This is a genomic window from Xanthomonas sp., assembly GCF_017163755.1.
Taxonomy (GTDB): Bacteria; Pseudomonadota; Gammaproteobacteria; order Xanthomonadales; family Xanthomonadaceae; genus Xanthomonas_A.
Genome location: NZ_JAFIWC010000011.1, coordinates 1 through 18,652, shown reverse-complemented (window position 1 = coordinate 18,652; position 18,652 = coordinate 1). Strand labels below are relative to the sequence as shown.

10 protein-coding genes and 2 pseudogenes are annotated in these 18,652 nt (G+C 62.9%); 11 read left to right on the top strand and 1 reads right to left on the bottom strand.

The features are described from left to right. The first annotated feature begins 121 nt into the window (after nt 1-121). Complete coding sequence (gene fabV / locus JR065_RS08985; RefSeq protein ID WP_206233730.1) at nt 122-1,327, top strand: enoyl-ACP reductase FabV; 1,206 nt, start codon at nt 122-124, stop codon at nt 1,325-1,327. A gap of 528 nt (nt 1,328-1,855) precedes the next feature. Here fabV and JR065_RS08980 read toward each other — a convergent pair. Continuing rightward, a complete protein-coding gene (locus tag JR065_RS08980; protein ID WP_206233729.1) occupies nt 1,856-2,878 on the bottom strand; it encodes a sugar kinase in 1,023 nt (340 codons plus the stop codon). A 301-nt stretch (nt 2,879-3,179) separates the two neighbouring features. Between JR065_RS08980 and JR065_RS08975 the strand changes: the two genes are divergently transcribed. The 10 genes and pseudogenes from JR065_RS08975 to JR065_RS08935 all read left to right on the top strand — a co-directional run bounded on the left by JR065_RS08975 (nt 3,180) and on the right by JR065_RS08935 (nt 18,258). Further along, nucleotides 3,180-5,981, top strand: a complete 2,802-nt coding sequence (locus JR065_RS08975; RefSeq protein WP_206233728.1) for a TonB-dependent receptor — start codon at nt 3,180-3,182, stop codon at nt 5,979-5,981. Between the two features lie 384 nt (nt 5,982-6,365). Then, complete coding sequence (locus JR065_RS08970) at nt 6,366-10,193, top strand: LamG-like jellyroll fold domain-containing protein (protein ID WP_206233727.1); 3,828 nt, start codon at nt 6,366-6,368, stop codon at nt 10,191-10,193. A 357-nt stretch (nt 10,194-10,550) separates the two neighbouring features. After that, nucleotides 10,551-11,363: a hypothetical protein gene (locus tag JR065_RS08965; RefSeq protein ID WP_206233726.1), complete on the top strand. Its 813-nt coding sequence runs from the start codon at nt 10,551-10,553 to the stop codon at nt 11,361-11,363. Nucleotides 11,364-11,382: 19 nt separating this feature from the next. Continuing rightward, nucleotides 11,383-11,724, top strand: a complete 342-nt coding sequence (locus tag JR065_RS08960) for a hypothetical protein (RefSeq protein WP_206233724.1) — start codon at nt 11,383-11,385, stop codon at nt 11,722-11,724. 80 nt (nt 11,725-11,804) lie between these two features. Next, a pseudogene (locus JR065_RS08955) lies at nt 11,805-12,710 on the top strand (LamG-like jellyroll fold domain-containing protein); the annotation flags it as partial. A 245-nt stretch (nt 12,711-12,955) separates the two neighbouring features. Continuing rightward, nucleotides 12,956-13,166 (top strand): annotated as a pseudogene (locus JR065_RS21810) (hypothetical protein). Between the two features lie 279 nt (nt 13,167-13,445). Continuing rightward, the gene (locus tag JR065_RS08950; protein WP_206233723.1) at nt 13,446-14,654 is read left to right on the top strand and encodes a hypothetical protein; all 1,209 of its coding nucleotides are present in this window, start codon (nt 13,446-13,448) and stop codon (nt 14,652-14,654) included. Between the two features lie 1,583 nt (nt 14,655-16,237). Continuing rightward, nucleotides 16,238-16,585: a SymE family type I addiction module toxin gene (locus JR065_RS08945; RefSeq protein ID WP_206233722.1), complete on the top strand. Its 348-nt coding sequence runs from the start codon at nt 16,238-16,240 to the stop codon at nt 16,583-16,585. Nucleotides 16,586-16,777: 192 nt separating this feature from the next. Beyond that, entirely contained in the window at nt 16,778-17,038 is a 261-nt protein-coding gene (locus JR065_RS08940; RefSeq protein WP_206233721.1) for a hypothetical protein, read from the top strand. Nucleotides 17,039-17,385: 347 nt separating this feature from the next. After that, nucleotides 17,386-18,258, top strand: a complete 873-nt coding sequence (locus JR065_RS08935) for a hypothetical protein (RefSeq protein WP_206233720.1) — start codon at nt 17,386-17,388, stop codon at nt 18,256-18,258. Nucleotides 18,259-18,652: the final 394 nt, after the last annotated feature.

Here is an 18,652-nt window from a genome sequence, read left to right as displayed (position 1 = left end):
GCGGGACCGGCCTCGGCGCACGAGGCGCTTCCATACGTGTGCGTGTGCAGGCCGCGCCGCTTCATCAACCGCGCCGCAGCCTTTAAGATGCCGCGGGCACCTTGCCGACGAGGAATACACGTTGATCATCCATCCGAAAGTCCGCGGTTTCATCTGCACCACCACGCATCCGCTCGGCTGCGAGCGCAACGTGCTCGAGCAGATCGAGGCCACGCGGGCGCGCGGCGTGCGCAGCGACGGGCCGAAGAAGGTGCTGGTGATCGGCGCCTCCAGCGGCTACGGCCTGGCCTCGCGCATCACCGCCGCGTTCGGCTTCGGCGCCGACACGCTGGGCGTGTTCTTCGAAAAGCCGGGCAGCGACAAGAAGCCCGGCACCGCCGGCTGGTACAACTCGGCGGCCTTCGACAAGTTCGCCAAGGCGCAGGGCCTGTACAGCAAGTCGATCAACGGCGACGCGTTCTCCGACGAGGCGCGCGCCAAGGTGATCGAGCTGATCAAGCAGGAGATGGGCGGCCAGGTCGACCTGGTGGTGTATTCGCTGGCCTCGCCGGTACGCAAGCTGCCGGGCAGCGGCGAAGTGAAGCGCTCGGCGCTCAAGCCGATCGGGCAGACCTACACCGCCACCGCGATCGACACCAACAAGGACGCCATCATCCAGGCCTCGATCGAGCCGGCCACCGAGCAGGAGATCGCCGATACCGTCACCGTGATGGGCGGCCAGGACTGGGAACTGTGGATCGAGGCGCTGGCCGCGGCCGGCGTGCTGGCGCCGGGCGCGCGCAGCGTGGCCTTCAGCTACATCGGCACCGAGATCACCTGGCCGATCTACTGGCACGGCGCGCTGGGCAAGGCCAAGGTGGACCTGGACGACACCGCGCAGCGCCTGGACGCGCGCCTGCGCGAGCACGGCGGCGGCGCCAACGTGGCGGTGCTCAAGTCGGTGGTGACCCAGGCCAGCGCAGCGATCCCGGTGATGCCGCTGTACATCTCCATGGTCTACAAGATCATGAAGGAAAAGGGCCTGCACGAAGGCACCATCGACCAGCTCGACCGCCTGTTCCGCGAGCGCCTGTACCGCGAAGACGGCCAGGCGCCGGCCACCGACGAGCAGAACCGGCTACGCCTGGACGACTGGGAACTGCGCGCCGACGTGCAGGACGCGTGCAAGGCGCTGTGGCCGCAGGTGACCACCGAGAACCTGTTCCAGCTCACCGACTACGCCGGCTACAAGCACGAGTTCCTCAAGCTGTTCGGCTTCGAGCGCGCCGACGTGGACTACGACGCCGAGGTCGATCCGGACGTGCAGTTCGATTGCATCGAGCTGTAGGAAGCCGGGATTGGGGTTGGAGATGCGGCCGGCGCCTGACGCCGGCCGTTTTTCGTTGGGCGCCTGTCGCGGCTGAAGCCGCTCCTACAAGCGCGCGCATCTCCCTGTAGGAGCGGCTTCAGCCGCGACAGGAGCGATGAACGCCTGCGGCGCGAATCGGATTGGAGATGGCCAGCGCCCGACACGAGCCGTTTTTCGGTGAGTGTCCTGCGTCGCGACTGAAGTCGCTCCCACATGGACGGGGCGGGCTGTACATGCGGCTGCCGGAGCTTCTTGTGGGAGCGACTTCAGTCGCGACGCAGTGGAAAAAAGCCGCTGCCAAGGCACTGCGGTCCAGTTTTTCCCTCCCATCTCCTGTCTACCTGTCGCGGCTGAAGCCGCTCCTACAAGGCAGTACGCGCGCTTTGCTGTAGGAGCGGCTTCAGCCGCGACAGGAACCCGAATCGCCGGCAACGCCAGGCCGCCCACAAAAACGCCGCAACCAGCGCCCCCACGAATCTCCAATCCCGAATCCCCAATCCCGGCCCCTCACCGCTTCACATCGAACCGCCCCGTCCCCACGCAGGCCTGCACGTCGGCCACGCCCAGCGGGTTGAAGTCGCCGGGGATCGAGTGCTTGAGGCAGCCGGCGGCCAGGCCGAAGCGGATCGTGGCCGCGTCGTCCCAGCCGGCGATCAGGCCGTGCAGCACGCCGGCAGCGAAGGCGTCGCCGCCGCCGATGCGGTCGACGATGCCGGTCAGTTCCTCGGCCGGCGCCTGCGCCACGCTGCCGTCGCGGCGCAGCAGCATCGCGCCCAGGCTGTGGTGGTCCACGCTGTGCGCCACGCGCTGGGTGCAGGCCATCGCCTGCAGCTGCGGGAACGCGGCGAAGGCATCGCGCGCGCCGGCCTGCACCCGCGCCTGCGCGCTGTCCTGTGGGTAGTCGTGGCCGAGCACCACGGCCAGGTCGCGGTAGTCGGCGAACAGCACGTCCGCCTGCGCCAGCAGCTGGCGCAGGATGCCCGGCGCATCGCCCTGCCACGCGTCCCACAGCTTGGGCCGGTAGTTGCCGTCGAAGGACACGCGCACGCCGAGTTCGCGTGCCGTGCGCGCGGCCGCCAGCGCGGCGGCCGCGCCGCGTTCGCCCAGCGCCGGGGTCACCCCGGACAGGTGCAGCCACTGCGCGCCGCGCAGCAGCGCCGGCCAGTCGTAGGCGTCCGCGCCGGTCAGCGCGAACGCCGAGCCGGCGCGGTCGTAGGTGACCTCGCTGGGCCGGTGCCCGGCGCCGGTGCTGAGGAAATACAGGCCCATGCGCCCCGGCACGGCACGCACCGCACCGGTGTCCACGCCGTGCCGGCGCAATTCGCCGGCCGCCGCCTCGCCCAGCGGGTTGTCCGCCACCACGCTGACCATCGCCACGGCGTGGCCGAAATGCGCCAGCGATACGCCCACGTTGGCTTCGGCGCCGCCGATGTGCACGTCCAGTCGCGGCGATTGCAGCAGCCGCTCGCGCCCCGGCGCGCCCAGGCGCAGCAGCAGTTCTCCGAAACAGACGATGCGCGATGAGCTCATGACACGGGGTTTCCGTCGCTGGGGAGGAGGGAAGGATGACGCCAAGCGGCGCGGCCGCGACATCCGGATATCGTGACCATCGGTGTCATTCTAGCCCGGGGCCAACGGCGGCCGGCAAGCGGCGGCCGCACCGGTCCCGCGGCGCGCCCTGCGCGAAACCCGGGATTTACCGCCTCTTCGTGCTGCGCTGCAAGATGCCGCAACGTTTCACAGCTGTTAACGTCGTTTTTGACCAGCGGTGTCATCCGCGGCAACACCCACCGAAACAACGCAGTTCATGTAACCCTTGGGAGGGGAGGACATGCAATCTCGTACCGCTAGCCGGAAGACACCGGTTACCTTGCTCGCGCTCTCGATCGCCCTGGCCCTGCAGGCCGGCACCGCTTTCGCCCAGGACGCCGCCGCGCCCCAGGCCGCGCCCGCCGCCTCGTCGGACCCGGCGGTCGACCTGGACACCATCACCGTCACCGGGTACCGCGCCAGCGTCGAGAAGGCGCTGGACATCAAGCGCGGCGAAGCCGGCGTGGTGGACGCCATCGTCGCCGAGGACATCGGCAAGTTCCCCGACCTCAACCTGGCCGAGTCGCTGCAGCGCATTCCCGGCGTGGTGATCACCCGTGATGCCGGCGAAGGTCGTGCTATCACCGTGCGTGGTCTGGGACCGGAGTTCACCCGCGTGCGCATCAATGGCATGGAGGCGCTCACCACCGTGGGTGCCGGCGACCAGAGCGGCGGTACCAACCGCGGCCGCGGCTTCGACTTCAACGTATTCGCCTCGGACCTGTTCTCGCAGCTGATCGCCCGCAAGACGGCATCGGCCGATGTGGAAGAGGGCTCGCTGGGCGCCACCGTCGACCTGCGTACCGCGCGTCCGTTCGATTACAACGGCTTCACCTTTGCCGCCAGCGGCCAGGCCAGCTACAACGCGATGGCCGAAAAGGCCAGCCCGCGCGTGGCCACATTGATCTCCAATACCTGGGCCGACAATACGTTTGGTGCACTATTCTCGGTGGCCTATACCGAACGCCAAGTGCTGGAAGAAGGCTCCAACAGCGGCCGCTGGGCCAATGGCCCGAGCAACGGCGGTTTCAGCGCGACTTCGCCATTCGCCGCAGCGCGTTCGGCCGACGTCTACCACCCGCGTTTTCCGCGCTATGTCCAGTTGGAACACGACCAGCAGCGCCTGGGTGTCACCGGCTCGTTGCAATGGAAGCCCACCGACCGTACCACCGTGTCGCTGGATGCGCTGTACTCCAAGATCGATGCCGAGCGCGACGAGCACTACATCGAGGCGATCTCGTTCAGCCGCAGTCGCGATACCGGCGTTCCGCGCCGCCCCGAGCGCGATGGCAAGCCGGCCACGGTCGTGCGCAATGGCGAGATTCGCAACAATGCGTTGGTATACGGCGAGTTCGACAACGTCGACGTCCGCACCGAGAACCGCCACGACGAATGGAATACCGAGTTCAGGCAGATCAGCCTGGATGTCGAACATCGTTTCAACGATGCCTTCTCCGTGTCTGGCCGCATTGGCACCTCGCGCTCCGCGCACGAGAACCCGGTGCAGACCACCATCATCATGGACAAGTACGACGTCGACGGCTACAGCTACGACTACCGCAACAACAGCCGCGCGCCGGTGCTGAACTACGGCATCGACCCGACCGATCCCACCGGTTGGGAGCTGGCTGAAATTCGTCTGCGTCCGCAGTCGGTAGACAACGACTTCGATACCGGCCAGATCGACTTCAACTGGAACATCAGCCCTGGCTTCCGCCTCAAGGGTGGCGTGCTGGCCAAGGACTACACCTTCAGTACCGTCGAACTTCGCCGGGCCAACGAGGGGGCCGTGCCGACCTTCGCCAACGGCACGCGCATCGTGCCCGCGGACCTGACCGAACAGGCCGGGCTCAAGGGTATCAACGGCAGCCCGGGCAATTGGGTGGTGCCCAACCTGGATGCAGTGGCCGACCTGTTCGACATCTACAGCAACAGCGGCATCTTCGCCGTGGCCCCGCGGGTCAACAACAGCCGCAGCGTCGAAGAAAAAGACCGCGGCGCATGGCTGATGGGTGAGTTCTCCACCGACCTGGGACCGATCCCGCTGTCGGGCAACTTCGGCGTGCGCTACGTGCGTACCGAGCAGGAATCCACCGGCTATGCGCTGATCAACAACGTACCTGCGCTGACCACCGTGAGCCGCAAGTACAACAACACGCTGCCCTCGTTCAACCTGGTCGCCGAGTTGAACCCGGACCTGCTGCTGCGTCTGGGCGCGGCCAAGGTGATGTCGCGTCCAGGCCTGGGTAGCCTCACGCCCGGCGTGACCGTGGCCGTGGCCGGGGGCGCGCGCACCGTGGCCGGCGGTAATCCGGATCTGGACCCGATCGAAGCCACCAACGTCGACCTCGGCCTGGAATGGTACTTCAACGAAGGCGCGATGCTCGGTGTGGGCCTGTTCTACAAGGACATCGAAAGCTTCATCCAGACCGCGCGCGAGGTACGTCCGTACTCAAGCAGCGGCCTGCCGGCCTCGTTGCTGGAAGGCACCGGAGCGGGCGTCAACGACGATTTCACTTTCAGCATCCCGTTGAATACGCCCGGCGGCGAGCTCAAGGGTGTGGAAGCAAACTACGTACAGCCATTTACCTTCCTGCCGGGCAAGTGGGCCAACCTGGGCGTGCAGCTCAACTACACCTGGGTCGATTCGCAGATCCAGTACCTGGCAAGCAGCGGCGCCCCGGTGATGAAGAACGACCTGCTCGGGCTGTCGCGTTCGTCGTGGAACGCCACGCTGTTCTACGAAGGCGAATCCTTCGCAGCGCGTGTGTCGGCCACCAACCGTGACGACTACCTGACCCAGGCGCCGGGCACCGAAGCGGGATTCAACTTGGATGGCGTGCACGGCATGACCGGCACCACCATCATCGATGCATCGCTGCGCTACAAGATCAGCAAGCAGCTGGAGCTGAGCCTGGAAGGCATCAACCTCACCAACGAAGCTTCCGACGAATGGGTGTCCTCGCCGCGCACCGGCCAGCTGCCTCTGCAGTACACCGAGACCGGCCGCCAGTACCTGCTCGGCATGCGCTACAAGTTCTGAAGTCTGCGCCCACCGGTGTCGCGCCTCGCGCGCGGCACCGGCAGTGCGCCGCTGCCTGCATACTCGCCGGGTCGGGGGTAGCGAGGATCGCCATGCGGCGGCACGCGCACACGGCGATCGCAAAGGAGCGATATGGAAGAGGCAATCCGCCGCAGCGCCGCCCGCGCTGCCACTCGCGCTATCGGCGCCATGACCACAGTGTGGGAGCGACTTCAGTCGCGACGGGCTCTACCGACAAACCCCATCGCAGCCGAAACACCCCCCTGTAGGAGCGGCTTCAGCCGCGACAGGCACCCACAGTCCGCCGATATTGCGCCGCACGCGCAATGGTCCACGCGGACAGGTCTCCACCCGCAACGAAAACGCCCCAGTACCGGCACGCGCATGATGGTCCGCTGCCTGGGCGCGCTGTCCTGCCTGGCACTCCCGGCCGTCGCCGCACCCGCACCCACCGCAGCACCCGAACTCCTGTTCCGCGTCTCCGCCGACCAAGGCTTCGACGCCGACATCGCCCAAGGCGACGCCAAACCCAATTTCCGCGACAAGGTCGCGCTGGTCCCCACCGGCGTCAAAGGCCAGGCCATCGAATGGGCCGACGACGGCGTCCTCGCCTGGAACGCCCCCGGCAACCTGTACACCCAGCGCGGCACGCTGTCGTTCTTCTGGCGTTCGCGCTACCCCGTGGGCGAAGCGCCGTTCGTGATCTTCCGCGTCGGCTACGCCGACCACAGCAGCTGGGACATGGCCTGGCTGCGCATCGACTGGAACGGCCACGGCTTCGACGCCTTCGTCACCGACGCCAACCTGGCGCGCACCCGCGTGTCGTTCAAGCTCGACAAGAATCCTGCGGCCAGCGACTGGACGCACCTGGCCTTCGCCTGGGACGAAACCCGCGGCGTGCGCCTGTACGTGGACGGCAAGGAAGCCGCGCGCGCCGAGTGCGCGCAGGCCTGCGCCGATGGCGGCTCGCTCGACTTCGACGCCGCGCTGGACCAGTTCGGCCTGGCCGGGCGGGTGATGTCGCCGCACCAGGTGCAGAGCCGCTACAACTTCCTGCGCGGCAGCGACTTCGACGAAATCCGCATCTACGACCGCATGCTCGACGCGGCCGGCGCCACCGCCCTGGCGCGTCAGCAGGAACCGCGCACGGCCGAACTGCCGCGCGAAGACGCCGCGCGCAACGCCTGGCTGCACCGCTACGGCTGGGACCACGGCCGCGCGCCGCCGGCGCTGCAGGCGCCGTCCACGCGCATCCGCAAGGTCGAGTTCGCCGACGCCAAGGACCTCAAGCAGTGGATGTGGAAGGCCACCGACGGCATCGCCGAGACCACCTGGCCCGGCGTCTACAACCGCTCGCGCCTGCCCGGGCGCGACGACTACTTCCAGCTGCCGGACTGGAACACCTACGTCGAAGGCGGCAAGGCGCTGGACCTGGCGCTGCCCGACGAGCCGTTCAGCCGCATCGAGATCCGCGGCGCCGCGTTCGGCCAGGCCAGCTACGCGGCCGGTGGCGAAACGCCCGCGCCGCTGTTCCAGCGCAGCCAAGGCACCGTGCGCAGCGTCGATGAGTTCGAGCGCCGCCGCGGCGGCACCCTGCGCTTCGCCAACACCGCGCAGGAAACCCCGATCCAGGAGATCTGGGCCTACGACGTCAGCGCCGGCGCACCGCCGCAAGCCAGCGCCACGCTCAGCTACACCGTGCGCAGCGACACCGCCCCGGACTACGCCAACCTGGCCGCCTTGCGCGGCTACATCGCCGGCCGCTACACGCCGGGCGAGCGCAGCACCGTGGTCGCGCTGCCGGCCAAGGCGCCGGCACGCAAGCGCGGCGACGAAACACCCGCCACGCCATCGCGGCCGGTCGTGCACGTGCTGATCCCGTCCAGCCTCGGCGATCCGCCGCCGGACCAGCCGCTGATGCGCAGCTGGTCCTACGGCTGGGAGAACATGCACGACGGCCTGGACGGCATCGCCATCGACCTGCCGGCGCTGGACCTGCCGGCCACCCACGACGGCCTGATCCCGCTCAACCTCCGCATCAAGGACCCGATCTGGCCGGCGCGCGACATGCTCGACGTGTCGGTGTCGGTGGCACCGGGCCAGGCGCGCACGCTGTGGCTGGACCTGCGCGACCGCATCCTCACCGACGACAGCCTGATGCTCAGCATCGCCTCGGCCGCGCCCGGCTTCGACGCGCGCGCGCTGGACGGCGCGCAGGTCCGGCTGCTGTTCAAGCCGCGCGCGCAGGCCAGGGCCGAGCACGTCGCCGACCGCTTCAACCAGGTCAAGGACAACTGGGGCTTCCTGGTCGAGGAACACACCACCTCCAAGCGCCAGCTGCTGTACAAGCGCCTGGACGCGGACATCACCGACCTGCTGCGCGTGGACCCCGACAACGCGCTCGGCCGCGAATACTGGAACGACATCAGCTACGGCAACCAGGGCGCGTTGCCGGTCGAACTGCCCACCCCGCCCAAGGGCGTGCCCGGCTGGGCGTTCTGGCAGCTGGAAGACCTCAAGGCCACGCGCCGCTACATCCGCTGGTGGATCGACCAGCGCCAGGTGGACTACGGCGACTTCGGCGGCGGCATCTCCGACGACTCGGACCTGGTGCAGCAATGGCCTGGCGTGGCGCTGATGGGCGTGGACCCGGACAAGCTCAACGCCTCGATGCGCGCGCTGTCCGAGGCCAACTACCGCAACGGCATGTTCGCCGGCGGTCTGTCCACCATCGAGACCGACGAACTGCACGCCTACGAGGAAGGCATCAACCTCAACAGCGCGCTGCTCTACCTCAACTGGGGCGACCCGCTCACCGTCGAGCGGCTGATGGAAACCGTCAAGGCCTTCGACAGCGTCATCCAGGTCAACCCGCACGGCCACCTGCTGTTCGCCAGCAACTGGTTCGGCGGGCGCAAGGTCTACCGCGAACCGAACTGGCAGTGGCAGAAACCCTACTCGTTCCCGGTGCTGCACCCGGCGCTGCTGCTGGGCGGCTACAACGCCGACCCCAGCAGCCGCCGCCTCGTCGCCGGCCTGGCCGACGGCTACCTCGCCCACGCCTACACCAATGCCAAGGGCCAGTGGGCGCTGCCCAACGAGATCAACTGGAAAACCGGCAAGACCCGCGGCGGCGAACTGTTCGAAGGCAGCGGCGGCGCCGACACCCTGCACACCTTCTGGGCCGCCTACCGCTGGACCGGCGAGGCGCGCTACCTCAAGCCCATCGACTACCGCGTGGCCAACGCCGGCCCGGCGGGACTGTCGATCCTCAACGAAAATTTCCTCGACCTGCTCGGCAAGCGCGACAGCTGGGGCGCCGACCTGGCCAAGGCCGCCGCCCAGCCCGACGCGGCCCCCGACTTCGCCCACCACGTGGCCTGGGAAGCCAGCGGCGACACGCGCTACCTGGAAGCGCTGTACCGCGCCGAGACCCGCGACAAGCTGCAGAGCTTCTACATGAACACCGAAGGCCACTGGTGGAGCGACCGCGTCGAATCGCCCACCGTGAACCTGCAGCGCGCCCGCCTGGGCGGCGTGGCGCTCAAGCGCAACCAGACCTACCCCGGCCACACCGTCAGCTGGCGCTTCGCCGACCCCGAAGGCGCCGTGCAGGTCGCCCTGCTGCTGCCCAAGCCGCGCCAGGACCGCTTCACCGTCATCGGCCACAACCTCGACGGCAAACTGCAGCGTGCGCAGATGACCGGGTGGAATGTGGCGGCCGGGCAATGGCGCATGCGCTCGGGCATCGATCGCGATGGCGACGGGCGCATCGACGACAAGGCCGCCACGCGCGAGTTCGCGTTCGAGAAGAGTGGGGCGGTGGACGTGGAATTCCCGGCCGGCAAGACGGTGGTGATGGAGTTCGAACTGGTCGCGCCTGCGGCGATGCCCGTCGAGCAGCGGCCGGATTTGGGGATTGGGCGTGGCGATGTGCGGGTGAGCGCCGATGCCATCGAGGTCACCGTGCACAGCCTCGGCCATGCGGATGCGCCGGCGGGGTTCGTGGTGCTGGAAGACGCGCGTGGCCGGGAATTGGCGCGGGCGGCGTTTCCTGCGTTGGAGGCGCCGCGGGATATGGAGGCGAAGACGGCGATGGTGCGGTTGGCGATGCCGGGTGGCGTTAGCGGCGAGGGTGCGCGGTTGCGGGTGGCGACGGAAGGGGAGGTCGCGGAGGTCACGCAACTCAACAACAAGCTCGTTGTGCCATGAACGGATGCCGGCGCGCCCTTGCGCGCCGGTCCGATGCAGATTGGCGGATCTGGCCGCCAGCGTGTTCGCTGCGCGCGCTCGCCTCTTTCTGCTCGTCGGATGGATCGGGATCGCGACAGTGGCGCCGCAGCTTCCTTCGACAGGCTTAAGTTCCGGGAGACTTAGAGCCTAAACCGCGTTCAAGCCGCTCATTGACTCAGCCCGTGCTTTGCCGGCTTGAGCGACGAAAAAAAAACGGGGCCGCCTTCTCGCCCGAGGCCGTTGCGCTTGGGTAGCCTTTCTGTACTATCAGGCGCATGGAGCGCCTCGTTCAAGCTGTAACCGGCGTATCAGCACGTAGCAAGTAAAGGAGTGCTTGTGAAAACCTATAGGCTCTTGATCGCAATATCATTGATTGGTGCGGCCATAATCTTCGCCTGGACGATGTGGCGCGAGAAGGATGAATCCGGAGCGACATTGCCGCCATCGGCGGCGGTCGCGCAGAGCGAGCGCACTATCGGGAACGCACCTCCCCCCTCGTCTCCCCACGGGGATCGCGGTGGCAAGAAAATTTCTCTCGGCACCCCCCTGACTGAACAGCTGGTCTCGCTCGGACACCAGGCCAAAGATGATCCTGCGTTGGCGTATGGCGTCGCAGAAGCACTCTTTAATTGCAGGAACATAGAGGCTGCCGAAGATCAGCTCGTCAATGGCGACATGAACGGCATGTCCGAGCTTCAAAAAGTGTCAGCTGCCAAGGAAATCGACGACGCGTCAGCGGCTTGCGCAGGCCTGGGCGATACGTCTGAAGTTAGATACGACCTCGTTTCCAATGCTGCCAGGGCGGGGATACTGGATGCGCAGATCAATTATCGGGCCATTGCCGCCGATTTTGTTGCGTCGGAAGCAGCCCTGAAAAGAGACGATACTTCTAGGGAATTCAAGCGAAACGCGGTCTTTTTTGCCGAGACTGCCGCTCGGACTGGCAGGGCGGACGCTTTGTACAACGCCTACGATATCTATTCTTCGGACATTTTCGGGGTAAGAGATCCGGTTGTGGCCCATGCGTACCTGCTTGCATACCAGAAAAAGGCTCGAAGCAACGGCGCAGCCAGTCTGGTGCAGGCGGAACAAAAACAACTGTCGGCTCAGCAGCTGGAGCGCGCGCGGCGTTTGGCGGGTTCAATGTAGTCAACACAAGGAGAGTCCGATGCAAAAGGTGAAAGTGGGACTGCTTTTGACGTTGCTGATCGGTGGGGTGGTGCTGGCGGGTGAACATGTCGGAATATTCAGGGGGTGCGACGATTGCTCGCTGGGCTCGTTCTCCGGCCCCGAAGAGAGCATCTTTATCCGAACCACGGTCAATCAATCCGTCAATAGCTGGATCGATGGCAAAGGCAATCCGCGAGAAGTGACTCTTTGCAATGGCAGCCGCATGTGCGGAAGATATCAATACATAAAGCTCAGCGGCATGTTTCAACGATTAGGGACGCGGTTCCCGGATCCTAAATACGGCAACTGTGGCACGGGTGCAAATTGCCTGCCCATGTGATGCTTGGGGCGAGCCGGAAGCATCTGCACTTGGCGGGCGCGAGCTCGCCAAGTGCAGTCGTAGCCGCCTGCCTGCGCGCCTGGAGCGCGTACTTGGCCAAGGCCGCCGCCATGCCCGACGCGGCCCCCGACTTCGCCCACCACGTGGCCTGGGAAGACAGCGGCGATACCCGTTACCTGGAAGTGAAAGCGCTGTACCGCGCCGAGACCCGCGACAAACTGCAGAGCTTCTACATGAACACCGAAGGCCACTGGTGGAGCGACCGCGTCGAATCGCCCACCGTGAACCTGCAGCGCGCCCGCCTGGGCGGCGTGGCCCTCAAGCGCAACCAGACCTACCCCGGCCACACCGTCAGCTGGCGCTTCGCCAACCCCGAAGGCGCCGTGCAGGTCGCCCTGCTGCTGCCCAAGCCGCGCCAGGACCGCTTCACCGTCATCGCCCACAACATCGGTAGCAAACTGCAGCGGGCGCAGATGACCGGCTGGAACGTCGCCGCCGGGCAATGGCGCATGCGCTCGGGCATCGATCACGACGGCGACGGGCGCATCGACGGCAAGCCCGCCATGCGCGAATTCGCGTTCGAAAAGAGCGGGGCGGTGGACGTGGAATTCCCGGCCGGCAAGACGGTGGTGATGGAGTTCGAACTGATCGCGCCTGCCGCGGTGCCGGTCGAGCAGCGGCCGGACCTGGGGATTGGGCGTGGCGATGTGCGGGTGAGTGCGGATGCCATCGAGGTCACCGTGCACAGCCTCGGCCATGCGGATGCGCCGGCGGGGTTCGTGGTGCTGGAAGACGCGCGTGGCCGGGAACTGGCGCGGGCGGCGTTTGCTGCGTTGGAGGCGCCGCGGGATTTGGCGCCTAGGATCGCGAACGTGCGGCTGGCAGTCCCGGGGGACGCCACTACAAAAGGAGGCCGGTTGCGGGTGGTCAGCGAGGGTGAGGTGGACGAAGTGACGCAGCGCAATAACACGATGGAGTTGCCTTGATAAGCAGGGCATAAGCCAACAGCACCCCTTCTATAGCGGGAGGCGTCGTCACAAGGAAGCGACTTCGGGACAGAATTTACATTTGTCTCCACACGCCGCACTGCGTCGTGCTACAACAGAATCGTCTATCTGGGAGAAGGGACTCCCATCGGACCTTTTGAATGGTTGCGCGTGCTTGCGGTGTGCGGCGCACACCTCAGTACGCGCCAGGAAAGCTAGAACTCGACATTTCTCAGGGGGAATCGATGTTCACCAGAGTTTCGATCATTGCGGCGATAGCTGGGTTCGCCCTGTTCCCGACCGCCCCATCCGCGGATGCCCGGGTACGCGCGTTCGGCGCATATCACACATCTAGCCACGGTGGGTCAGTACCCGTCGGGCCACGGCTCTTCGCATAAGGGCGGTAGTTATCATAGTCCGAGCACCAACAATCAATACCGTCGGCATAAGTCCTAGTTCCATAGCTACGACTTAATGGCGTAAAGCGCAACTGGTCAGATTGCGGTTCTCTGACTCTGGCACCATACAATAAACCACCGTCGGCACATGAATAATCCTTTATTACGACTTCCCTCTCGATATGAAGACCTCGATCCAGCATTTAGAGGTCGCCTCCGACCAAACGCTGACCTTATCGCGCTAGTCCAGCGCTCTTTTCAAAGCATGCGTATGGGGGGCGGTATCCGATTTCTTCCCCTGTATGGAATTAGCGGAGCGGGCAAGAGTTCGGCAGCCTTGGAACTTGAGACCCATCTGCCTGAGTCCAAAGTTGTGCAGTTGAGCCGTGCAGCCGTCCAAAGCAGGACTGTTCTGGAACACGAAATTGCGGATGCACGCTCACGCCTCCGGCCTGACCAGTTGCTTATAGCGGTTATCGATCAACATGAAGAATCGGTGGCTGAGCGAGGCAATATTCCGACCGCGTTCGTCGAGTCTTTGGCGCTGCTGGATCGAGGCACGCTACGCATGACACCGGTGCTTTTCATTTGGCTCACGACCAGTCGTGAGTTTCAGTCTCACTTAGCCGACGCCACCAATCGAAATCAGCGCATTCTAGTTTCGCGAGATTTCTCGCTTTCCGGACCGGAAAAAGGAGAATGGCCGGCCATTATTGAAGACACGTTCCGCTTTCACAATGGTGGTAGAGACCTGGCTGACTATGAAGTCCTTACTCCAGACCTTATCGAAGTTGCTCACGCCGGCCACTCCCTAGGCGAAGCGATTGCGACCACTGGCGAACGGCTTTATGCCTTCAACCCCAGTTTGCACGATCTTTCGCAATACATGGTCGTAATGCTATGGCCGGTCTGCGACGGGCTTCGTATCCAGCGAGTCCAACAATTTACAGACGCGCGCCAAGGCTACAAGCTGGACTGGAACGCGTGGTATAGAGATCTCAACAACGAAGACAAGAAGCAGCTACCACTACAAGCTTTAAATCGGGCTCGGCTGTATTTCGACTTGCGACTGGTGCCAATTGCAGCCGCTGACCTCTACCCCCTTTGCCAGGAACTGGATAACGATTCTTTCCGCCTGCATCGTACGTACTTGGAGCGATTGGGCAACACACACTTCGTTACAATTCTGAGGGACGAATGGAATCCTGATGGGTATGCGCCGCTTCGCGAGCGCGAATCGCAACGCGCGACTCGTGCTAAGGACTGGTACGAAACGGTAACTAGCTCGCCTACCAAGCTTGGGCAACGTATTGCGCGAGCGCTCAGAGATATTAGCGTGCAAGCACAACATGAAAGAATGGTTGAATCGCCGCACTCGCGGGTTCGAGCAGACGTCTTTGTTACTCGACAGCCTACGCCCCCGAATGTAATCGTCGAGCTAAAGGCATTCTCGTCGGCAAACACGATGCCATCAACCATTAGCGATGCAATCAAGACCACACTTAGAAGGCATGCACAACTTGCTGGATTCCTTCCGCGGCAGTAAAGCAAACGAGGGCTACGGCGCACTTCTTCTGTGCCCGGCATCCTAAAAGTGCACTCTGACGCGGGATCTCGCTCTATCTCAACAAACAAAGTACGGAGGTAATTAAGCGACCAGTTCTTATTGGCTGTCGCGATAGTGTCTGATTGCACGCGCAGTAGGCGACGAGCAGGCTTGCATCGTCCTCATCGCCATTCATTAACCGAACCCGCTTCGCGGTTCGGCTTAACTCAGTCGCTAGACGGCTTATCAAGCAATGTAGCAGCTCCATCTCATTCAATGTGGTTTCATGGAAATTATTATTTTAATCAACCCAATAGGAGAAATGAATGCCTAACGAAACCGTGAGTGTCACTGGTCCCGTCCGTGTCCAGTCGGATTGTAAGGAGCGGGTGGCGCTTGACCTCGCTCAACTCATCGCTACGCATTCCAGGATCGACTTCGATCGAAAGGATCAGGCATACTGGCTTTCCCTCTACGCCGAGTGTCTACGCGTCACTAAGGGCGGAACCCCAGCCTGAGCCGTCAAAAATTCATTCTAGCCAAAACTGGAAAATAGTGGGAAATAGGGTTCAGAGTACAATTTTCTTTTCTGTCTGGCACCATAGAGAATGCACTCTGCCCTACCCTGAAAGCCTTGATGGCTATGGTTTCATTAGGTGGCTGAAGGGGTCGCCATAACCCCAGAACGTACCACCGAGACCAATAGTGGGAGGTCCAAAAAGAGCACTGCGCAATGAAAGATCTACCTCTACCCACTCCGCGTTGTGGACATAATGAAATAGCTGTAAGGCAAGAAATTGGGCGGCTACTGCGTTAAGCGCCGACTCTAATGATGCGCTGGATAGATGTGCAAGTCTCTGATGCTTGAGTTTATTATATCCCTTGCTCCACCAAGGTGGCCTTTGAGCACCAGTCCAACCTCGCCATGGTTGAACCCTAATCATGTAACGAGAGATCTCAACCTGACAACTGCATAATTCGGGAAATTTCTTAGTAAGTATGGGGTAGTATTCGGAAATAGTACCGGCTTTCTCGGATGGCGCAAGGATTGCACATATGTCGCGATGAATTGAATCAACCTCAGAAGCGGCAAGAAGTATTATCTTTGCAAATTCATTTGAATAGCACGAGAAATTCTTCTCAGAAAACTCTACGTAACGTGTGCACGTAACAAGTTCGGCCTCAACTGCCAAAAAATAGTTCCAATGCTTAGGCTGCCTTGGCATATCGCATCAACGCATCATTTGGTTATGCATCATATACGTCAAACACCGCTTGCGAGCGAGAGTGGGTGTGCCAGATCCTCGCGCTCTCATCTTGCTAGTTGACATTTCATGCAGCGAGTAGCAATCTCTAAGCCAAGGAGCGTAGAAACTCCTCTAACAGCGGTACCCACCTCCGACAAACCGGTGGGTTTTTTGTGCCTGATCATCAGGTGCAACCGACGCGATGCCTGCGTCGGGAGGGCGGCTAATACAACACCCTTCGGGGAAATACGCCCGCCGTCTGTTAGCGGTTTCTAACCTCCCGACATCCCGTCGCCGGTCGGCGGCGGGTTTCTGGCCGTCAAGGAGGGCTTCGCCATGCGTCAACCGTCATCCCGCCCCGCCACCGCGCGCAAGCGTGCATCGCGTCACTCGCACTGCCCGAACTGGCGCATCGTGGAGCCTACGCTCAGCCCCATGCTGACGCCCGAGCAGGTCGCCGCCGCCAACGCAGCCGATCTTGCCCGCCAGCAGCGCGCCCCTCGCCGCCCGCGCCCGCCGCAGCAGTGCACCATTGGCAGCGGCCCCGGCGCCAACGACACGAGCGTGCCCGCGGTGCGCCTGTCCGGCCGCTGGCTGGAGGAACTGGGCTTCGCCATCGGCCAGAAAGTGCACGTGCGTGTGCGCCGCGGCGAACTGGTGGTGAGCGTGGCCGCCGAAGGCTGACGCGCCCGCGCACCTGCTGCCATCAACGCGCCCGGCCGGCCGCGATTCGGCGGCCGCCTGCCTCGGCGCTCCCGGGAGGTCTCGTCATGCCGTGTCCGGCCCTGTCCCTCATCCGCTGTCCGCTGGGCGCCCTGCCCGCTGTCTCCCCGCCGGGTGCCGCCACGCCCCATCCAGCGCGGGGAGACCGCTGACATGGCCCCCGATCCGGTTGTCTTCGGCCTCACCCTCGACCAGCTCGATACGCTCGATCGCCTGGTCCGCACCATCGCGGCCCACGGCGACATGATCGCCACCGGCGCAGGTGCCTGCCTGGATGCGCAGACCCTGCCTGCACTGGGCGACGCCATCTACGATGCCGCCCGCGCCGCGCGCGGGATCCTCGACCAGGTGGGCGAGCAACGGCTTGAAATGTCTGCAGCCGCAACAAAGGTGCCGGCGGAAAGGTCCAGCTGAGTTGGGTGCCATCAGTCCTCTACTGGATCGCACTACAGCTAAATGGCCGCACATCGCCGAGCCCGCGGCACCAAGTGCCCTCGGCTGATAGGCGGCCCTGTCAGGTATTGATGCCGGCCGATAGGGTGAGGTGAGTCACGTTTACTGGCGCCGTCCACAAGATGCTCCAAATATCAGAATTTCCCTACCCTTCAAAGGGTAAACGGGGTCAGAGTAGATTTTCCCTGTGATCGGCACTATAAAAAGCGCACTCTGACCCCAGTTCTTGTGGCTGAACGATCACATCGCTGGGCGGATTTAGGGTTACGTGGCAGTCACTTTAACTATTCCGCCTCGCCTATTCGCACATGCCGCTTTTCGAAGCCAAAATTCTTCCCAACTCAACCATGTCGCATACATACTACTCACAGCGAATAGGAACTAACCCCAACCTATCCGGTCTTCCCCTTCCGGATGTTATCGGTCTTTTTATTCGGGTTTTCGACCAGCTTCGCAATGAGGGCTACTTCCACGAGTCTTTTGGATACGAGTGTGTTGATGCGGGCGACATTCAAGGTCTCGTCAAAGATATTGAGTTGGAGATGCTTCTTACCATTCGCAAAAAGCATCTTTGGCCCATGCATGAAAATGCAAAAATCTATACGGAAGATGACTTCTTCGATATGGTTGAGTTTTTATACCAACACGTTTCGAAACCAATTGATGGCGATTATCACGGTTACGGCGACTGTGGAATGCATTGGAACACTTTTAACAAAATGCAGGGGCAGGCAGAGTATCGAAATAGGGTTAATACGGTGCTCGCTCATTATGTAAAAGCGTTTGAGGTGTCTCCTAATGGAGAGGTTCTACAGAAGCCGGAGGCTGGGTTTGAGCAGATTTTTGACGCAGACATTCCCGCTAAGGATGCAAATGTCGCAGAGCGACTGAAGGCAGCGATACTGCGCTATCGGCGGCATGGATCAACCATAGATGATCGTCGCCAAGCGGTGCGTGACTTGGCTGATGTGCTGGAATATCTCAGACCTAGGGTAAAATCTTTGTTGACGTCTTCAGACGAGCGTGACTTATTCAACATAGCAAACAACTTTGGTATAAGGCACCATAACGATCAGCAAAAGACGGGCTATGACGCTAGCATCTGGCTTAGCTGGATGTTCTATTTCTACCTCGCAACAATACACGTTGTAATGCGGAAAATTGATAAGCAAGGGAGGTAAAGATAGTAACTTTCTGGAAGCTGGATTGCTTGGCGAACAAGAACGGGGATTGGGTTCTTAAGAAATCAACCTGACCCCGTTTCCTCACATTGCGGCTGCGCAGGCCGCTTACTGAGGTGTTAAGCCACATGGCCGACTCTCACATCGATCTTATCAAGCATGTTATCCCACTCTGGTATGCCAATGTCGCCTGGGCTAAAGAGCTGCATGTTCGTGCGTTTGGTTTAGCGGAGCCTCAAGACATTCTTAGCCGGGAGCATCGCCACTTTCATGCCATTCCGAACACCTGCTGGTTTATCCGGTCGCACGGAGAACAGGGGTCAGAGTCTGAGGTATCCCCACGTTTTCCCGAGTAGGATCAACCGGCTAACGGCGGCCCGGCTGGAAACAGGTG

Excerpts from the sequence above, each read along its gene's own strand:
- JR065_RS08945 (WP_206233722.1), top strand. The coding sequence starts at position 16,238 with ATGCGTCAACCGTCATCCCGCCCCGCCACCGCGCGCAAGCGTGCATCG.
- JR065_RS08975 (WP_206233728.1), top strand. The coding sequence starts at position 3,180 with ATGCAATCTCGTACCGCTAGCCGGAAGACACCGGTTACCTTGCTCGCG.
- JR065_RS08970 (WP_206233727.1), top strand. The coding sequence starts at position 6,366 with ATGATGGTCCGCTGCCTGGGCGCGCTGTCCTGCCTGGCACTCCCGGCC.
- JR065_RS08935 (WP_206233720.1), top strand. The coding sequence starts at position 17,386 with ATGCCGCTTTTCGAAGCCAAAATTCTTCCCAACTCAACCATGTCGCAT.
- JR065_RS08980 (WP_206233729.1), bottom strand. The coding sequence starts at position 2,878 with ATGAGCTCATCGCGCATCGTCTGTTTCGGAGAACTGCTGCTGCGCCTG.
- JR065_RS08940 (WP_206233721.1), top strand. The coding sequence starts at position 16,778 with ATGGCCCCCGATCCGGTTGTCTTCGGCCTCACCCTCGACCAGCTCGAT.
- JR065_RS08960 (WP_206233724.1), top strand. The coding sequence starts at position 11,383 with ATGCAAAAGGTGAAAGTGGGACTGCTTTTGACGTTGCTGATCGGTGGG.